The sequence below is a fragment of the Streptomyces sp. JLBT605 genome (assembly GCF_058215555.1).
This window is the reverse complement of sequence record NZ_CM177087.1, coordinates 6826206-6842688: the sequence shown is the minus strand read 5'-3', so window position 1 is coordinate 6842688 and position 16483 is coordinate 6826206. Positions and strand designations below refer to the sequence as shown.

Annotated in this window: 14 protein-coding genes and 1 pseudogene; 7 read left to right on the top strand and 8 right to left on the bottom strand. The window is 71.3% G+C overall.

Annotated features, from left to right (window positions below):
• The first annotated feature begins 227 nt into the window (after window positions 1-227).
• Entirely contained in the window at window positions 228-1652 is a 1425-nt protein-coding gene (locus tag AC4BDD_RS29765; protein WP_490688576.1) for a short-chain fatty acyl-CoA regulator family protein, read from the top strand.
• A gap of 21 nt (window positions 1653-1673) precedes the next feature.
• On the opposite strand, the gene AC4BDD_RS29760 is transcribed toward AC4BDD_RS29765, so the two are convergent.
• The 4 genes from AC4BDD_RS29760 to AC4BDD_RS29745 form a co-directional block, all read right to left on the bottom strand.
• Window positions 1674-3185 (bottom strand): serine/threonine-protein kinase, encoded by a 1512-nt coding sequence (locus AC4BDD_RS29760; protein WP_490688575.1) that lies wholly within the window; start codon window positions 3183-3185, stop codon window positions 1674-1676.
• A gap of 144 nt (window positions 3186-3329) precedes the next feature.
• Window positions 3330-3863: a GNAT family N-acetyltransferase gene (locus tag AC4BDD_RS29755; RefSeq protein WP_490688574.1), complete on the bottom strand. Its 534-nt coding sequence runs from the start codon at window positions 3861-3863 to the stop codon at window positions 3330-3332.
• A 181-nt stretch (window positions 3864-4044) separates the two neighbouring features.
• Window positions 4045-4788 carry a L,D-transpeptidase family protein gene (locus AC4BDD_RS29750; RefSeq protein ID WP_490688573.1) on the bottom strand — a complete coding sequence of 248 codons (744 nt, stop codon included), beginning with the start codon at window positions 4786-4788 and terminating at the stop codon, window positions 4045-4047.
• A 297-nt stretch (window positions 4789-5085) separates the two neighbouring features.
• Entirely contained in the window at window positions 5086-5709 is a 624-nt protein-coding gene (locus AC4BDD_RS29745; protein ID WP_490688572.1) for a TetR/AcrR family transcriptional regulator, read from the bottom strand.
• Window positions 5710-5891: 182 nt separating this feature from the next.
• Here AC4BDD_RS29745 and AC4BDD_RS29740 point away from each other — a divergent pair, with 182 nt between their 5' ends.
• The 3 genes from AC4BDD_RS29740 (at window position 5892) to AC4BDD_RS29730 (ending at window position 8892) form a co-directional block, all read left to right on the top strand.
• Window positions 5892-6419: a DUF4188 domain-containing protein gene (locus tag AC4BDD_RS29740; protein WP_490688571.1), complete on the top strand. Its 528-nt coding sequence runs from the start codon at window positions 5892-5894 to the stop codon at window positions 6417-6419.
• A gap of 90 nt (window positions 6420-6509) precedes the next feature.
• Window positions 6510-7712, top strand: a complete 1203-nt coding sequence (locus tag AC4BDD_RS29735) for an ABC transporter substrate-binding protein (RefSeq protein ID WP_490688570.1) — start codon at window positions 6510-6512, stop codon at window positions 7710-7712.
• Window positions 7713-7845: 133 nt separating this feature from the next.
• Entirely contained in the window at window positions 7846-8892 is a 1047-nt protein-coding gene (locus AC4BDD_RS29730) for an iron-containing redox enzyme family protein (protein WP_490688569.1), read from the top strand.
• A gap of 22 nt (window positions 8893-8914) precedes the next feature.
• Here AC4BDD_RS29730 and AC4BDD_RS29725 read toward each other — a convergent pair whose 3' ends face one another.
• Genes AC4BDD_RS29725 through AC4BDD_RS29715 form a run of 3 tightly spaced genes read right to left on the bottom strand, consistent with a single transcriptional unit; the run spans window position 8915 to window position 11312 of the window.
• Entirely contained in the window at window positions 8915-9205 is a 291-nt protein-coding gene (locus tag AC4BDD_RS29725) for a CDGSH iron-sulfur domain-containing protein (protein ID WP_490688568.1), read from the bottom strand.
• 36 nt (window positions 9206-9241) lie between these two features.
• Complete coding sequence (locus AC4BDD_RS29720; RefSeq protein ID WP_490688567.1) at window positions 9242-10393, bottom strand: carboxylate-amine ligase; 1152 nt, start codon at window positions 10391-10393, stop codon at window positions 9242-9244.
• Window positions 10386-11312, bottom strand: a complete 927-nt coding sequence (locus AC4BDD_RS29715; protein WP_490688566.1) for a methyltransferase domain-containing protein — start codon at window positions 11310-11312, stop codon at window positions 10386-10388. The genes AC4BDD_RS29720 and AC4BDD_RS29715 overlap by 8 nt, the downstream gene beginning before the upstream one ends.
• 668 nt (window positions 11313-11980) lie before the next feature.
• On the opposite strand from AC4BDD_RS29715, the gene AC4BDD_RS29710 reads away from it, so the two are divergent.
• The 3 genes from AC4BDD_RS29710 (at window position 11981) to AC4BDD_RS29700 (ending at window position 15262) form a co-directional block, all read left to right on the top strand.
• Window positions 11981-13150 (top strand): pyridoxal-phosphate dependent enzyme, encoded by a 1170-nt coding sequence (locus AC4BDD_RS29710; protein WP_490688565.1) that lies wholly within the window; start codon window positions 11981-11983, stop codon window positions 13148-13150.
• Window positions 13147-14211, top strand: a complete 1065-nt coding sequence (locus AC4BDD_RS29705) for a hypothetical protein (RefSeq protein WP_490688564.1) — start codon at window positions 13147-13149, stop codon at window positions 14209-14211. The genes AC4BDD_RS29710 and AC4BDD_RS29705 overlap by 4 nt, the downstream gene beginning before the upstream one ends.
• An 88-nt stretch (window positions 14212-14299) precedes the next feature.
• A complete protein-coding gene (locus AC4BDD_RS29700; RefSeq protein WP_490688563.1) occupies window positions 14300-15262 on the top strand; it encodes an ornithine carbamoyltransferase in 963 nt (320 codons plus the stop codon).
• A 194-nt stretch (window positions 15263-15456) separates the two neighbouring features.
• Here AC4BDD_RS29700 and AC4BDD_RS29695 read toward each other — a convergent pair.
• A pseudogene (locus tag AC4BDD_RS29695) lies at window positions 15457-16020 on the bottom strand (serine protease); the annotation flags it as partial.
• Window positions 16021-16483: the final 463 nt, after the last annotated feature.

The following is a 16483-nucleotide window of genomic DNA, read 5'->3' as shown; positions in this document are numbered from 1 at the left end:
GCCGGACCGCCCCAACGCGCCCGGATGGGAAGGGAATTGGCGCCTGACGCCGCGCCCTTGGGGTGGGGTCCGGTGGGCCGCGGTACGACTCTGGCACTGGCACCGAGTGCCATCAACGTTGGCCGTCTGCCAACTTCCGTGAATCTTCCCGGCGTACCTTGCCAAGGTTGCGAAGATCGACTCTCCGGTGGTGTGGCTTAGGCTGTGGGCGGCGGGAGGAGGCCGGGGTGGGTAAGACCTACGCGGGGGCGCGGCTGCGGCGGCTGCGCGAGGAGCGGCGCATGAGCCAGGCCGAGCTGGCGCGCGTCCTGGCGATCTCGCCGAGCTACCTCAATCAGATGGAGCATGACTCCCGCCCGCTGACCGTGCCCGTCCTGCTCCGGCTGACCGAGGCGTTCGGCGTGGACGCCGCGTTCTTCTCCGAACGGGACGCCGGCAGGCTCATGGCCGACCTGCGGGAGGCCGTGGCGGACGAGATGGCCGACGGCCGCGTCTCGCCCTCGGAGTTGTCGGAGCTGGCCACCCGGCTGCCCGGCGTCGCGGACGTACTGCTGCGCCTGAGCCGCCGCAATCAGGAGCTCGCCGAGCGGCTCGCCGAGGCGGCCGACGGGCGCGCCGGTGTGCCCGGCACCGCCACCCCGCGCACACCGCACGAGGAGATCCGCGAGTTCTTCTACCGCCGCCAGAACTACCTGCACGACGCGGACACCGCCGCCGAGGAGCTGGCAGGCGCCATCGGCGTCCGGCCCGGCGAGATCCGTCAGGCACTGGCCGCCCGTCTCGCGGACCGGCACGCGGTGCGCGTCACCTCCGACGGCGACCGGCCGCACCACTACGACCCGCAGGACCGCACCCTGCACCTCTCGCCCCGCCTGCGCCCCGGCCAGCAGGCGTTCCGCATGGCTACCCAAGTGGCGCTGCTGGAGTACGGCGGCGAAATCTCCCGGCTCGCCTCCGAGGACTTCGACGAGGCGTGTCCGACCTGGAAGCTGACGCGTATCGGCGTGGCCAACTACTTCGCCGCCGCCCTGGTCCTCCCCTACCGCGACTTCCACTCCGCTGCCGAGGAGACGCGGTACGACATCGAGCGCCTCACCGACCGCTTCGGCCTCGGCTACGAGACGATCTGCCACCGTCTGAGCACCCTGCAACGGCCACGGCTGCGCGGGGTCCCCTTCTCCTTCGTCCGGGTGGACCGTGCGGGCAACCTGTCCAAGCGGCAGTCCGCCACCGGCTTCCACTTCTCCCGGGCCGGCGGCACCTGTCCGCTGTGGAACGTCTACGAGGCGTTCGCCGCGCCCGGCCGCATCCACGTCCAGATCGCCGCCATGCCCGATGGACAGCGGTATCTGTGGGCCGCCCGCACCGTCAGCCGCAGCCGCGGCGGCTGGGGTGAGCCGGGCAAGACCTTCGCCATCGGCCTGGGCTGCGAGATCCGGCACGCCGCGCGGCTGGTCTACTCCGACGGACTCGACCTGGACAACGCCTCCGCGGCCACCCCGATCGGCATGGGCTGCCGTGTCTGCGAACGCCTCGACTGCCCGCAGCGCGCCGTTCCCCCACTCGGGCAGCCGCTGGCCATCGACGAGAACAGCAGCACCTTCGTCCCGTATCCGGTACGCGTCCGGAATCTCCCGGATGAGCGGCGATGATCGCCGCTCCCGGGCAACCCGCTACTCACTCACGCGAACTCCGTCGACGGCGGTGTCGAAGACCGCCCGGTACTGATGCCATTGGGCATCCGGCGCGGAGAGGTAGACCACGTACTGGGTGCCGTCCGCACCGGCGAAAGCCAGCTCCGCCGCCCGGAACTCCCGCGCCCTGCCGTCGAAGGTGAACTCCCAGTATCCGGCGGGTCGTCCCCGGAATGTCGTCGCGGCCATCCTCACCCGCTCATAGCCCGGATTGTCCCGGCGGGCCTGGTCCTCTTCGGTCTCACGCCAGTGCCGCAGGGGGTCGGAACCCGCGAAGTGGACGACGTTGACCCGAAGGCCCACCAGGCGGGACGGGTCGATGTAGGCCACTTCACCACCGCGCATCCGCTTGCGCTTCCAGCCGTCCCGCACGGGGACGGAGAAGCCCGAGTCCTCCTTTTCGAGGTGGTATCCGGCGGGCAGCGGCGGAGGTGAGGAGGGAGTGCTGGGCGGGGCGGAGGGGGAGGCGCTCTCCGCCGGCCGCTGGGCGGCCGGCCGATCGGTGCCGCCGTCCGGCCACCACAGCGCGCCGCCGGCCACGGCGGCGGCCAGTGCCACCGCCAGGGCGGACCACAACACCTTTCGGCGGCCACCACTGCCCCCTCGCCGAGAGGGCGCGGGGCCGGGGGCGGGGTCCGTCCGGGTCGCGGATTCCACCCGAGCGGTCGGAGTGCCGTCCGCCTCGCCCAGAAGGCGTTCGACCTCGTGCACGTCCAGGCGCTGTCCGGGTTCCTTGACGAGCAGGCCCTCGATCACCGACGTCAGCTCGCCGGCGTTGCGCAGGGGCTCGTAAGGTTCGGTGGCGATGGCGTACGCGGTCTCGATCGGGGTGTCGCGGTGGAAAGGCTGCCGCCCCTCGACCGCCTGGTACAGGGTTGCGCCGAGGGCCCACAGGTCGCAGGCCGGGCCGGGTCCGGCATTCCCGTTCCTGAGGCGTTCGGGCGCGAGGTAGTGGATGGAGCCGATCAACTCGCCGGGCTTGGTCAGCGAGGACGTCCCCGCCTCCACGGCGATGCCGAAGTCGGTGAGCACGATCCGCCCGTCCTCGCCGAGCAGCACATTGGCCGGTTTGACGTCCCGGTGCAGGACGCCGGCCTCGTGGGCGGCTCGCAGGGCGGCCGTCATGGCGCGGCCGATCCGGGCGGCTTCGGCGGGCGGCAGCGCGCCCTGCCGCTTCAGCACGTCACTGAGCGTGACCGAGGGTATGTACTCCATGACGATGCACGGCAGACCCTCGTCATCGACGACGTCGTGCACCACGATCACGTTGGGGTGAGCGATCCGCGCGGCGCTGCGAGCCTCCCGGCGGGTGCGCTCGTAGAGCGTCCGGACCTCGTCATCGTGCAGGTGAGGCGGTATACGCAGCTTCTTCACAGCGACATGGCGGCCGAGCAGTCTGTCCTCGGCGCGCCACACCGTGCCCATGCCGCCGCTGCCCACCCGCTCCACGAGCAGGTACCGGCCGGCGACAAGCCGCCCCAGATCGGACACCGCGAGATCTTCTCCTTCTCCGCTTCCCCCTTCACGGACAGTCAAGGTCGGAGAGGCACGATAGCCCATGTGACGGAGGAGGCGGCGGTGCGGGCGATCCCCGGTTTCGCCTGGCCGGGGATCGCACCGTGCGTCCGACGATGCTCAGCCTCCGCGAGGCAGTCGGTACACCACGCTGGGGCGCAGCGGCCCGGGCGGCACCGTCGGGTCGTCGAAGTCATCGGCCGGATCACGGCTCATGCCCAGGCGGCGCATCACGGCCTGGGACGGCAGATTGCCGGCCGCCGTTATCGCGAGGATCTCCGGCAGCGCCAGGGACTCGAAGCCGAAGGCCACGACCGCACGGGCGGCCTCGGTCGCGTAGCCGTGCCCCCACGCCGAGTGAGCCAGCCGCCAGCCCGCCTCCACACCCGTGAACGGCATCCCCTCTTCCACCGGGTCCAGACCGGTGAAGCCGATGAACTCCCCCGTCTCCCTCACCTCGACCGCCCACCACCCCCAGCCGCGCCGGTCGATGTCCGCTTGGAAGCGGCGCGCGGACGCCTCGCTCTGCTCCCGGGTCAGCACATCGGGAAAGTACCGGCGGACCTCGGGATCGGCGTTCATCGCCGCCCACGGAGCGAGATCGCTCTCTCGCCACCCACGGAGCACAAGACGATCGGTTCTCAGTTCGGACATCGCGTCAAGCTAACGCCGCCCGGAACGCGAAGCGATCGAATTATCACGGATCACCGGTGGATCGGGCTGAGCCGGCAGAGCTGGGGCCTGGCCGCCAAGCTCCGCCAGGCCGACGCCTGCGTGCGCCGCCCCGCGCGGCGCGCCCACCCTTCCCGTGGTGGGCGCCCGGCCGATGTGAGCGTCAGGTGCCGGGCTTGCGTCCGTAGACGAAGACGTCGTCGCCGTTGTGCAGCAGCCTCCAGTACGCGGCGGCATCCGCCGGGCGCATGTTGACACAGCCGTGGGAGCCGGGCGGGGAGTAGATGTTGCCCGAGATCGAATGGAAGGCCTGCCCGCCGTCGAAGAACTGGCTGTAGGGCATTTTCACGTTGTAGATCGACGACACGTGGTCCTTGTGCCGCCAGTAGATCTTGTGCATGCCGGTGCGCGTCTCGTAGCCGTTCCGGCCGGTGCGGACCGGGACCGGCTCGTGGATCCGCTTGCGTCCGTCCTGTATCCAGCTGATCTGGCGCGTGAGGTCGACGCAGGCGATGCGGCCCTTGTTGGTCGGGCAGCTGGACCGGTCGCCCGTGCGCTGCTGCCGCTCCATGACCTTCCAGGTGACGGGCCCGGCGTACCCGGCCGCGGGTGCTATGCCGTTCACGGTCTGGAAGGAACGTATCGCCTCGCAGTCCCTGGCCGACTGCCTGCCGTCGACCGGCAGGCGGAGGAACTTCTCGGCCTGCTTCTGGTACGGGCCGGCCGGGGCGGTGCAGGCGGCGGCCGCCTTGGCCGGGACAGCCTTGGCCGCGGCCGCCTTGGCGGGTGCCGCCTTGGCCGACGCGGCCGCCGGGCCGACGGTCACGGCACCGGCGATACCCACCAGGCCCAGCGCCACTGCGCAGGCCGCGCCAGTACGGCGCGCCGCGGCCGATCGTGCTCTCATGATGTACCTCTCAATGCCCCCGGGCGGGCTCTTGGGCCGCGCTCGTTTCGACGGTTTTCCACGGTGGGGACGGGCCCCTGCCCAGAGGACGGCCGAGGCATGCGAATGGTTGCCCGGAATATCGTGATCATTCCGGTCTCCGCGAGGAGCCGGGGTGTCGGGTTCCCTGCTCAGGGGATCGGACACCCCTGAGCTCGCTCCCCGCCAGGCCGCTGCCACGGCTTGCCCACGCAGGCGACACGACCCCATACCGCGGGTGACGACTCGCCCCCCGCCGTACCGGGGGGCGGGCAGGCTTCAGGTGGGACCGGACATCCCCTGGCGCGGGTCGGTGATGCTCAGGCCCGCGGTGTCGAGAACCCGCTCGGCCAGTTGCTCGGCCGTCTCCGCGGGCAGATACCCGTCGACGATCATCTGGGACAGGCCGTAGACGAGTGCCTGTCCGGCCAGGCGCACCAGTGCCGGGTCGCCCGGACGCAGCCGGCCGGCCTGCTGGTCGGCCACGACGAAATCGGTCAGCGCCTGATCGAGACCGGAGAGGCGGCGCCGGAGTTCGGGCGGCTGGGAGGGGGCGAAGACCCTGGACCTGACGAGTTCGAAGCGGTGCGGATGGCGAATCGCATAGCGGATGAAGCCGAGCCCCAGCGCACGCATGGCGGGACCGTCGGCGGCCCGGACCGCGGCGAGCTGCCATTGCTCGAAGTCGGCCAGGACCCGGTCGGCAACCGCCATGACCAGCGCCCGACGATCGGCGAAGTGGCGGAACGGGGCCCCCGGTGACACCCCCGCCCGGCGCGCCACCTCACGCATCGTCACCTTCTCCAGGCCATGGGAGTCCAGCAGTTCGAGCGCCGCGGTGGTGAGGGCCTCGGGCAGGGAACCATGGTGGTAACCGGTGCGTTCGGCGGGCTTGTCCTTCATGCATGCAGTGCTACCACATGGCCGCGGACCATCAAGGTCGCCCGCGGGCCATCGCTCGGCTCTGAAGATGCCTGCGGAATCAGGGGAGTTGGGGTGGCTCCGGGTTCGTCGAAAGCCTTGCACGCTCTCCCGCCCACTGATGTAATCACCGCTCACATACCTCGGATGATCTGGAGGCAGCGATGTTCGCCAAGCCCTCTTTGGGCTACACCACCGCGGCTGCCGAGGGAGACACGGTGGTGCTGCTGATCGGTATGCGCATCAATCACTTCTGGGCGGTCCACCAGTGGCTGCCGGTGCTGCTCGCCATGCCACGGATGCTCCGCGAGCTGGCCAAGGATCCCAGCCGGGGACTGCTGGGCCGGGTGCTGCTGACCGCCTCGCCGCGCACCTACTACGTGGTGCAGTACTGGGAGTCCAAGGAGAAGCTCTACGCGTACGCCTCCGCGCCCGACGCCTTCCACCACAAGGTGTGGGGCATAGCCAACCGCAAGCAGCGTGCGGGGAAGCTCCGCGGGCATGTGGGGCTGTGGCACGAGGCGTACATCGTGCCCGAGGGGTCCTACGAGTCGATCTACTTCGACATGCCGCCCTTCGGACTGGCGAAGGCGACCGGAGTGCTGCCCGTGGAAGAGCGCGGACGGCGCGCCAAGGACCGCTTCGCCTACCGCTCGACGGCGGCGGCCCCGTCCCCGGATCAGGGGAACTGACGAGTTCGGGCCGTGTCCGCGGAGCCTTTGAAGGCGGCTTCCGAGTAGGGTCTCCTGCCGCCTGTCCAGTGCTCGAAAGGACCGACGTCCATGGCCTCATCCCAGGGACCAGCGCGCACCACACTCGTCATCGGTGTGGTGGCCGCGCGCAGCGGCCGGCTGGCGAGTCTGGGTGACCCGTTGGTCTTCGCGGCCGAGCACCTGCGCCCTGCGCTGTCCGGCATCCGCGTCGGCGAACGCGCCCGCGGTGTGCGCCTGGCGGTCCGGGACAGCCGCTCGGAGGCGGAGGCCGCCCGGCTCGCGGTCAGGGAACTGGTGGAGGACGAGCGGGCCGACATCATCGTGACGCTGGCCGGCACCCAGGTCCTGCCCGCCGTGGGTGATGCCTGCGAAGAGCTCGGCGTCCCGTGTGTCAGCAGCACCTTTCCGTGGCAGGTCTACTACTTCGGACGCGGAGCGACCGCATCCCGCCCCTTCACCTGGACCTACCACTTCTGCTGGGGCCTGGGTGACATCGCGTCGGTGTTCGCCGACATGTGGGACGTCGTCGGCCCGGGGCAGCGGGTCGGCTGCCTGTGGAACGCCGGTACACAAGGCACCTGGTCACGCGACGGCGAACACGGAGTGCCGCCGACGGCCGCCCGCCGGGGCCACCAGGTGGTCGACCCGGGCGGCTACGAGGAGAACACCTCCGACTTCGGTGACCACATCACAGCGTTCCTCGACGCGGACGTGTCCATCGTGACCAGCGCCGCGACCGCGGCCGATCTGGCGCTCTTCCGCCAACAGGCCGCGGCGCGCGGGCTGCGCCCCGCGCTGCTCACCTGTTCACGCTGGCTGACCTACCCGGTCGGCTCCCCCGCGATCGACCCGGACGCGGCGGGGGACGTGGCCACACTGGTCTACTGGAGCCCCCACCACCCCTACCGCTCCTCGCTCGGCGACCTGACCGCCGCCCAGCTGGCCGCCGGCTACGAGCGGAGCACCGGCAAGCAGTGGCTCCAGCCCCTGGGGCTGGCCTACGCGCTGTTCGAGGTGGCCGTACACGCCCTGGCCGGCGCCGACGACCCCACCGACCGCCACGCGATCGCCGCCGCGCTGGGCCGGACCCGACTGGACACCATGGCCGGCCATCTCGACTGGACAACGGGCCCCGTCCCCAACGTCGCGACCGTCCGTCTGGCGGGCGGCCAGTGGCAGCGCGGGACACGCCATCCCTGGGAACTCGCCATCGTCACCAACACGGAATGGCCCGAGCTGCCCGTCACCGCGCCCCTGCGGCTGGCCCTTTGACCTCCGACCGGATGTGTCCCCTTGGGCGCGCGGCGAGAGTGACGGTGTTGATGGGCGCGGGCACCGCGCTCTACTGTCGCTGAGCGCGTCGAGCTCGTGCGGGCGCACCCGGTACGGGGATGAGGAGGCAGGTGTGGCATCTGATTCTGTCGGACCGTCGGAGCACGGGATCGCGGTACTGCCGGAGCCCCGGGGTCCGGTAACCGAAGTCCTCTTCTCCGCGCTGGCGCGCCGGCCGGGGGACTTCTCGTGTCCCCAGGTCGTCGAGGGCGACGCGCTGATCGATGACGATCTGCACCTTGCCCTCTACGTCTGCTACGAGCTGCACTACCGCGGGTTTTCCGGCGTTGACGACCGTTGGGAGTGGCAGCCCGCGCTGATGCGGCTGCGCGGACGGCTGGAGGAGAGGTTCGAAGCCGCGCTCCGGGACCGGTTCGGCGGTTCCGTCGCGCGGGGCGAGCCGGACGTCGTGGCCGCCTTGACGGAGATCGCGAACCAGCCCGGGCCGTCCCTGTCGCGCTACCTGCGCGACGAGGCCACCCTCGCGGAGGTACGCGACTACGTCATTCAGCGTTCCGCCTATCAGCTCAAGGAGGCCGACCCGCACGCCTGGACCATTCCCCGTATGACGGGCAAGGCCAAAGCGGCCCTGCTGGAGATCGTGTTCGACGAGTTCGGCAGCGGACGGGCCGAGCGCATCCACGCGGTGCTGTACCGGAACACCATGGACGCGCTGGGCCTGGACAGCCGTTACGGCGCCCATGTGGACCTGATTCCCGGCCCGGTCCTGGCGACGGTCAACATCATGTCGATGTTCGGGCTGCACCGGCGGTTGCGTGGCGCCCTCGCGGGCCATCTCGCGGTCGCGGAGATGACCTCGGCGCTGGCGAACAGGAATGTCGCGGAGGGAATGCGCAGGCTCGGCCTCGGCCCGCGGGCCACCGGCTTCTTCGACGAGCATGTGATCGCCGACTCCGTGCACGACATGATCGCTCTGCACGACCTGGTCGGCGCCCTGCTGGAGCAGGATCCCTCCATCGCGGCCGAGGTGCTCTTCGGCGCGTCGGCGTGGACCGGCCTCGACGGCCTCTCCGCCGAGTACCTGCTCACCCGCTGGGCGAAGGGCGAACTCGCCCCGGGGACGCCCGGCCGCACGGCCGGGACGCCCTCAGCGGGTTGAGCGGGGCGACAAGTTCAAGCGGTCAGGGGGTGTCCGATGGTCGCCGCTGAGGCTCATCGGGCACCTGCGCGGCGTCGCCGGCCTTCTCCTCCGGGTCGCGCCGGCGGGGGCGTACCGGGTCACGGAAGCGGGTCAGCTTGTGGGTGCTGTCGCACCACGGCTTCTGACCGGAGCGTCCGCAGCGGCACAGGGCGACCGTCGGCCGGGTGACCTCGAACTCGTTGCCGTTGGCGTCGATGACACGGTGGGCGCCGCGTACCAGGAGGGGGCCGTCCGGGTAGGCGGTGATCACACATTCGGGCACCTTCGGCATGGCGGTTCCTCCTTGCTCGCGGTCCATCAGCGGGGCTCACGTGGCCATGGTCTCGGTGACCAGCAGCTCGACCACGTCGGCGAGGCGGCCGCTGTCGGCCAGGACGCGTCGTTGGCGGTCGGCGGAGTTGCCCCGGCGGAGCACCCGCTCCACCAGGCCGGTCGTCTCGGCCCAGTCCCCGGCGTCGGTGAGCGGTCCTCGTACGTGGTCCAGGAACCGGTCCACGAACACGGTGGCGGGGACGAGTTCGGCCGCCATCGGGTCGACCAGCTCTCCGCCGAGTCCGAACCGGGCGGCTCGCCACTTGGCGACCGCCAGGAGTTCGGGGTCCACCGGTGGAGCCGGTTCGCCGTGTGCGATGCCGGTCAGGCAGCGGTGGACCAGGGCCCGGGAGAGTGCGGCCTGCAGAACGGCTTCGTCGATCGTGGTGCAGGCGTCGGCGATGCGGAACTCCACGGTGTCGTACCGGGTGCCGGGCCGGACATCCCAGAAGAGCTGACCGGTGTCGGCGCTGGCGCCGACGTCGATGAGCCGGCGCACCCGGGCGCGGTGGTCGGCGTAGGTCGACAGGGTCGGCGGGACGCCCGCCATCGGCCAGCGGGCCCAGAGCATGCTCCGGTAGCTCGTGTAGCCGGTGTCCTCACCCGTCCAGAACGGCGAACTGCCCGCCAGCGCCAACAGCACCGGAAGCCATGGGCGCACTCGGTTTATCACGGCCACGGCCGTGTCGCGATCCTCCACACCGACGTGTACGTGGCAGGCGCAGATCAGCTGCTCGGCGGCGAGCCGGGCGTAGGTGCCGGCGATGTGGTCGAACCGGGGCTTGGGTGTGAAACCCACCTGTCGCCAGTCACCGGAGGGGTAGGTACCGGCGGCGGCGATCGCGCATCCGGCATCCGTGGCGGCCCGCACCAGGGCGTCCCGCCGGGTCCGGAGGTCGGCGCGGAGCTCGGCCAGGCTCCAGCAGATCCCGGTACGGCTCTCGACCATGCACGAGCGCAGCTCCGTGCTGTATTCCTCGGTGCCGTCCGGGCCGCGACTGCCCACCACCGAGTCGAGCAGGGGGCTTATGTCGCACAGCTCGTGGTTCTTCCCGTCGGCTACGAAGAACTCCTCCTCGACCCCCACCGACAGCGGTCGGCTCGGGGTCCACACGCCGGTGCCGCCCTGTGCCGCCGGGTCAGACATGGCGGCGTCGGGATTCGTCGGGAAGGGCCACGACCCGCACCGGAACGCGCCACCGGAGTGGGTCGGCGTCCAGCGCCTCGAGCATCGGTGTGCGCGAGCGGCAGGCCGTCCGCAGCAGCGGCAGCAGGTCCTCGGGTGGGAGGGCCGCGGCCGGTGCGCTGTCCTGACGGCCGCAGGACAGCCCGATGACGAGGTAGTAGGGGGTGCCGTCGTCGAGTCGCAACAGCGGGGCTTCGCCACCGGCCTCCAGGTCGCGGACCCTGGCGACGTTGTCGCGGGTGTGGTCGCCCAGCCGCAGCGCGCCGAGCGTGATGGCGGAGAGCCGGTAGCCGTGCTGGTGCAGCAGGGCCGCCGCGTGGCGCGGCGAGGTGTAACTGCCGATGGTGATGGCGAGGTCGGACCGCAGGGCCTCGGCGTGCCGGACCACGTACCGGACGAGTCGCAGACCGTCGGCTCCCCCGTCGATGGACGTCCTGCCCGCTCCCTCGTGGGAGGGCAGCGGCACATAGGGCGGATTGCTGGTGATCACGTCCGGCGGTGCGGAGAACGGGCAGGTGGCGAGGAGTTCGGCGGAGGAGAGCCGGGTGTAGTCGGCGCGGCCGAAGGACACCCGCCCGTCGTCGCCCGCCCTGGCGTAGTGCTCCATCGCCCAGGTGAGGCTGTCGTCGGAGATGTCGACGCCGTGCACCTGGCGGGCGCCCGCCCGGGCCATCGCCGCGGCCGCCGCGCCGCTTCCCGAGCCCAGGTCGAGCACCGTGCGGCCGGGGCGGATGAGGTCGGCGGTCGCCCACACGGTGATCTCGGTGTCCACCGGGTCGAAGAACACGTGTGGCCGCGCGGGGGGAACCAGGTCCGCCGGGCGGAGATGGCGGTAGGTGGAGACCCGCACCGTGAGGGTGTCAGGTTTCCGTGACGGCACGTGGGACGCTCCGGTCCCGCGCCCTTGGCGATCTTCAGTGGCCGACTCTGCGGTGAGGTGTGTCGCGTCGTTCGACAGCGGGGCGCCCACCAGTCCTCCTACGAAAGATGTGTCAGGACCGAGCTCCTCATGCTAAACCGCGAACAGGTCCGGCCCGAGAGGAAAACCCCGTCGAAAGACATTTGACTGAATTGGTGGTCCGGTACGGCCGCACGGCCCAGCAGTTATCCGCAGGGCATATGCTGCGACTGGCCGGTCCGGTCGGATGCCGACGGACGGTGTCAGTGGGGCAGGAGAAGCAACCCGTGGTCGGCCAGCGCCCATTGGCGTGAAATCGCGGGCATGGTCTCGTCCTTCCTTCGACGAGCAGGTATAGCGGGTGCCCGTTTCGATCGCGGTGCAGGTGGTTTCAGCCTCGGCGAGAAATGCGTCCGGGTGAGGAATTCGGCTTTCCGGTGTGCGTCCGGCCCACCCTGACCCGGTCAAGGCCACGGGACGGGGCCATCCGCCGCAAGGCCATGGTTTCCGGTCATCATCGCCTCCCTCAGCACGGCGCGTTCACGCTGGTGACCGCCTGGCAGCGCGCTGAGACCCTCGAGCCTGAGCGCGTTCCGGCGCCACCGGCATTCGATTTCGCCCCAGTCCGCGAGCGGCAGCAAGGAGCGACCATGGCCACGTCCGGCGGGCACGAGGAGAGGGCCGCAACGGACCCGCACCGCGCCAGGGACCCCGCCATGGACTGCCCACCCACCCCCGTCGTCCCCGTCCGCCTCCGGATCGGCGGCGTGCCGCGGACTCTGTGGCTGAAGCTCGAGGCGTACAACCCGTACGGATCGATCAAGGGCCGCACCGCTCTGGCACTGTGGCAGGACGTCGCCCCGCGTATCGACGGGCAGGCCGGAGTCATCGAGTCCACGTCCGGCAACCTCGGTCTGGCCCTGGCCGCCATCGCGGCGGCGCACCGGGTTCCGTTCACGGCGGTGGTGGACCCGCGCGTCAGCGGTTCGCTGGTGCGGGAGATCCGGGCGCTGGGCGCCCGGGTGGTGAGCGTGGACGCCCCGGATCACGCCGGCGGTTACCTGCTCAACCGCCTGCGGTACATCCGGGACCGCCTGCGCCACGACCCCCGGCTCGTCTGGACGGACCAGTACACCAACCCCGCCAACCCGGCCGCTCACACCCGCTGGACGGCCCCCGAACTGCACCGCCAGACCGCGGGTGCCCGTATGAGCGTCCTGGTCGCGGTCTCCACCGGCGGCACGCTCGCCGGGTTCCGCGGCTACCTCTCCGGCGCCGGACCCGACTGGGAACTGATCGGCGTCGACGTCACCGGGTCGGCCGCCCTCGGCGGCCCGCCGGGCAGGCGAGTGCTCTCCGGGATCGGAGCGAGCTGCACTTCCTCCTTCCTGCCCCAGGGCCACCGCCCGACCCTCTACGTCACACCGCAGGAGGCCGTGAGCACCTGCCTGTGGCTGCGGGAGAAAACGGGCCTGGGCATCGGGGCGAGCTCGGGAGCGCTCGTCGCGGCGGCGTTGCGCGTCTTCCGTACCGACCCCGGGCGGACGGCGGCGGCCTGCGTCTGCCCGGACGGTGCCGACCGCTACGAGGAGACCGTGTACTCCGGGGCCTGGCGGCTCGGCCAGGGGATCGGCGACCGGGACGCCGGCGACGAAGCCGAGGTCGTCCCGGCGCGACCTCCGCGGCCCAGGGCCGCCGCCGTCGATTCGCTCCTCGGGGAGCCGAGCCGAGTGGGCGGCGACGCGCCGAAGGACCGCGCGTGCCGGCCGTCGCAGGCGACATCGTCCGGACCCATGAGCGTAAAGGAGTGCGGCACGTGACCGAAGAGCTGCTCTTTCTCGACCGCGCGGCCATGCTGGCGTGCGCGAGCGAAGTGGACGTGTGCGACACGATCGCCGGCGCCCTCCGGCACCACGCCGAGGGCGCCGTTCGTATGCCGCCGGAGGGATACCTGCCCTGGACCAACGAGGCGGGCGCCTACTGCCGTTCGCTGGCCATGCTGGGTGCGGTGGAGGCAGCGGGCGAGACTCCGGTGCGCGGTGTGAAGCTCATCAACGCGGCCACCAGCAACCCCGCTCTCGGCAGGGAGCGCGCGGCCGGCATCAGCCTGCTCTTCGACCACCACACGGCCCGCCCGGTCGTGATCGCCGAAGCCGGCTGGCTCAGCGCCGCGCGCACCGCCGGGTACACCATGGTGAGCCTGCGCCACCTCGGGCCCACGGACTGGGACACGCTCGGCGTCATCGGCTGCGGCACGCTCGCCCGCCTCCACCTGGAGATGCTCGACACCGCCTTCCCGCAGGCGAAGACCGTGCACCTGTACGACACCGATCCGGCGCGTGCCGAGCGCCTGGCACAGTGGCTCACGCGGCACTGCCCCCGTCTGCTGCCGAACATCGCGCAGAGCGCGCGGGCGGCCGTGGGAGCCGCCCCCGTCATCGTGACCACGACGACCGCGGACGCCGGGTATCTGCCCGCCGGGTGGCTTGAGCCGGGCACCTTCGTCGCTCATGTCTCCCTGGCCGACCTGCTGCCCGACGCCTTCCTGACGGCCGAGGCGCTCTATGTGGACGACATCGCCCTGGTGGCGGAGAACCCGCGGCGCGTCCTGGGGGCTCTGCTACGGGACGGGCTGGTCAGCGCGCCCGGTGTCGCGCCCGAGGCCGGCCATGGAGCCGCCGGTCCACAGGCCGGCGCCGCGCCCGTGGTGAACGGGACGCTCGGGCAGGTGCTGACCGGTCAGGTGCCGGCCGTTCGGCCGCGTGGCGGCCACGTCATCAGCAATCCGTTCGGCATGGCGATCCTGGACGTCGCCCTGCTGGACGCCGTGCACCGGGTCGCGGTACGCCGCGGGCTCGGACAGCGGCTGCGCCTGTACTGACGGGTGCGCTCTCACGCCTGACGAACGCGCCATTACGCCTGATGTGTGTGGCGTCCGACGGATGTGCCTTTAGGGAGGGAGAGACCCTGTGAACAACCTCTACGGCCGGCCGGTCCCCGCGAGCGAGCGCGGGCTGTTCTCGCTCATGGACCTGGAGCCCGCCGCCCTGCGCAAGCTCGTCGCGCGGTCGGTCGAGCTGTTCCACAACCGGCAGGCGCATGATCGGCCGCTGCGCGAGCGTGTCGTCGGTGTCCTGTTCAGCTGCACCTCCACGCGCACCCGGACCGCGTTCCAGGTGGGTACCGCGCGGCTCGGCGGCACGCCGATCGCCTACGGCCCGCATGACCTCCAGCTCAACACCGGGGAGTCGGTCGGCGACACCGGGCGGGTGTTCGGGGCCATGCTGGACCTGCTCGTCACACGCACCGCGAGCCCCGTCGCCGAACTGCGAGAGCTGTCCCGCGAGGGCGGCCTGCCGGTGATCAACGCGATGGCGGCCGAGGAGCACCCGACCCAGGGCGTGTGCGACCTCGCCACGCTCACCCTCGCCCACGGCGACCTGAGCGGGATCCGTGTGCTGTACATCGGCGAGGGCAACAACACGGCCACCGCGCTCGCGTACGGCATGGCCACGGTGCCCGGCGCCCACACCACCTTCGTCACGCCGCCCGGGTACGGCCTCCCGGCCGGCACGCTGACGCACGCCCGGCGGCTGGCCGAGGGCACCGGCGCCTCGCTGGCCGAGTCGCACGACCTGGCCGCCCTGCCGGACCAGGTGGACGTCGTCTACACCACCCGGTGGCAGACCACCGGAACCCGCAAAGCGGATCCGGCCTGGCGGGAGGTGTTCCGTCCCTTCCACGTGGACGCGGCGCTCATGCGCCGGTGGCCGGGAGCGTCCTTCCTGCACGACCTGCCCGCTCATCGTGGGGACGAGGTGGCGGGAGAGGTACTCGACGGGCCGCACTCCCTCGCCTGGGCGCAGGCCGCGATGAAACTGTCCAGTGCCATGGCCGTCCTGGAGAGCACCGCGGGCCTGCTGCCCGACTGACTCGACACCGGCCCGGCCTGGGCGTCGGTATGGCCGCTCACGTCCACCGACACCCCGACCCGCTCCGGGTCGGGCCGGTTGGCGTCCTCCCAACGACGGCCGGCCCCGGGCGGCTGCGGTGGAACGTACCGGCTGATCCAGTCGACGACGGCGGAGACTCGGGTGAAGTAGTTCTCGGCCCCGTCCGTACCGCAGCGGTAGGAGCCGACGATCCCTGAGACGAGGCCGGCGAGGTGGTGGGTGCCGTCGACCTCGTCCATGAGCGGCCCGCCGGAGTCCCCGTAACAGGTGGCCCTGTTGTGCTCGATCCGGGTGCACACATGGAGGCCGCGGTCCATGCCCGCGTGCGAGAAGCAGGTGAGGCTCTCCGGCTGGCTGACCTCCTGCAGGACGGGGGCCTGTGGCCCCTCCTCGCTCGTACGGCCCCAGCCGGCCACCGTCAGGGGCCGCTGATAGGCCACGAGTCGCGAGGACGGCACTTTGATGGGCCAGACGGCCGGGCCGAAGGTGAGCGGCCGCTCCAGGTGCAGGAGCGCGGCGTCGTACTGCAGAAAGCCGGAGTCGGCGTACCGGGGGTGGCGGATGACGTCCGTCACGCCGATACCGCCCGTCGGGGACGTCTTCAGCCGCACGTCCCCCACATGCACCACGATCCCCATCGACCGGTCCTCGACGCAGTGCCCCGCGGTGATCACCCACTCGTCGCCGAGAACACTGCCCGTGCACGAACCCACCGGGCGCCCGTAATTCAGGAACATCACCTGCGCCATCCACGGATATCTGCCGGCGCTGGCCACCGTTTCGCCGTTGACGACGTATTCGCCGTCGCCGCCCCCGGTCGCTTGGGCCGGTGGCATAGCCGCCACCGCCAACGCGGCTGCCGCGAGCACTGTCATCAGAATCCGCCGCAATTTCGCGAACATGACACCACAAGTCCCCGCCGCGCGTGCCGTCATTCCACGAGCACGGCACACAGGCACCATCGGACGACCGAGAGAACACATGACCGTCGAGCCGACTCACGTCAACGGCTGATGCTGATCGGATGGGTTCGGTAACCGACCGTCATATTGATCGCTTTTCGCCTGCACGCTCCGCGCCCTCCCAGGCGCTTTATAGGTGGAGGCGGTCGCCTCCCGCGCCGGGGGGAGGACGGCGCCGCCACCACGTCACAGGGAGGACACGTGCAGTACAGCCGTCGCGAGGCGGACCGGTGAGCGA

Excerpts from the sequence above, each read along its gene's own strand:
- AC4BDD_RS29740 (WP_490688571.1), top strand. The coding sequence starts at position 5,892 with ATGTTCGCCAAGCCCTCTTTGGGCTACACCACCGCGGCTGCCGAGGGA.
- AC4BDD_RS29750 (WP_490688573.1), bottom strand. The coding sequence starts at position 4,788 with ATGAGAGCACGATCGGCCGCGGCGCGCCGTACTGGCGCGGCCTGCGCA.
- AC4BDD_RS29745 (WP_490688572.1), bottom strand. The coding sequence starts at position 5,709 with ATGAAGGACAAGCCCGCCGAACGCACCGGTTACCACCATGGTTCCCTG.
- AC4BDD_RS29755 (WP_490688574.1), bottom strand. The coding sequence starts at position 3,863 with ATGTCCGAACTGAGAACCGATCGTCTTGTGCTCCGTGGGTGGCGAGAG.
- AC4BDD_RS29725 (WP_490688568.1), bottom strand. The coding sequence starts at position 9,205 with ATGCCGAAGGTGCCCGAATGTGTGATCACCGCCTACCCGGACGGCCCC.
- AC4BDD_RS29720 (WP_490688567.1), bottom strand. The coding sequence starts at position 10,393 with ATGTCTGACCCGGCGGCACAGGGCGGCACCGGCGTGTGGACCCCGAGC.
- AC4BDD_RS29710 (WP_490688565.1), top strand. The coding sequence starts at position 11,981 with ATGGCCACGTCCGGCGGGCACGAGGAGAGGGCCGCAACGGACCCGCAC.
- AC4BDD_RS29735 (WP_490688570.1), top strand. The coding sequence starts at position 6,510 with ATGGCCTCATCCCAGGGACCAGCGCGCACCACACTCGTCATCGGTGTG.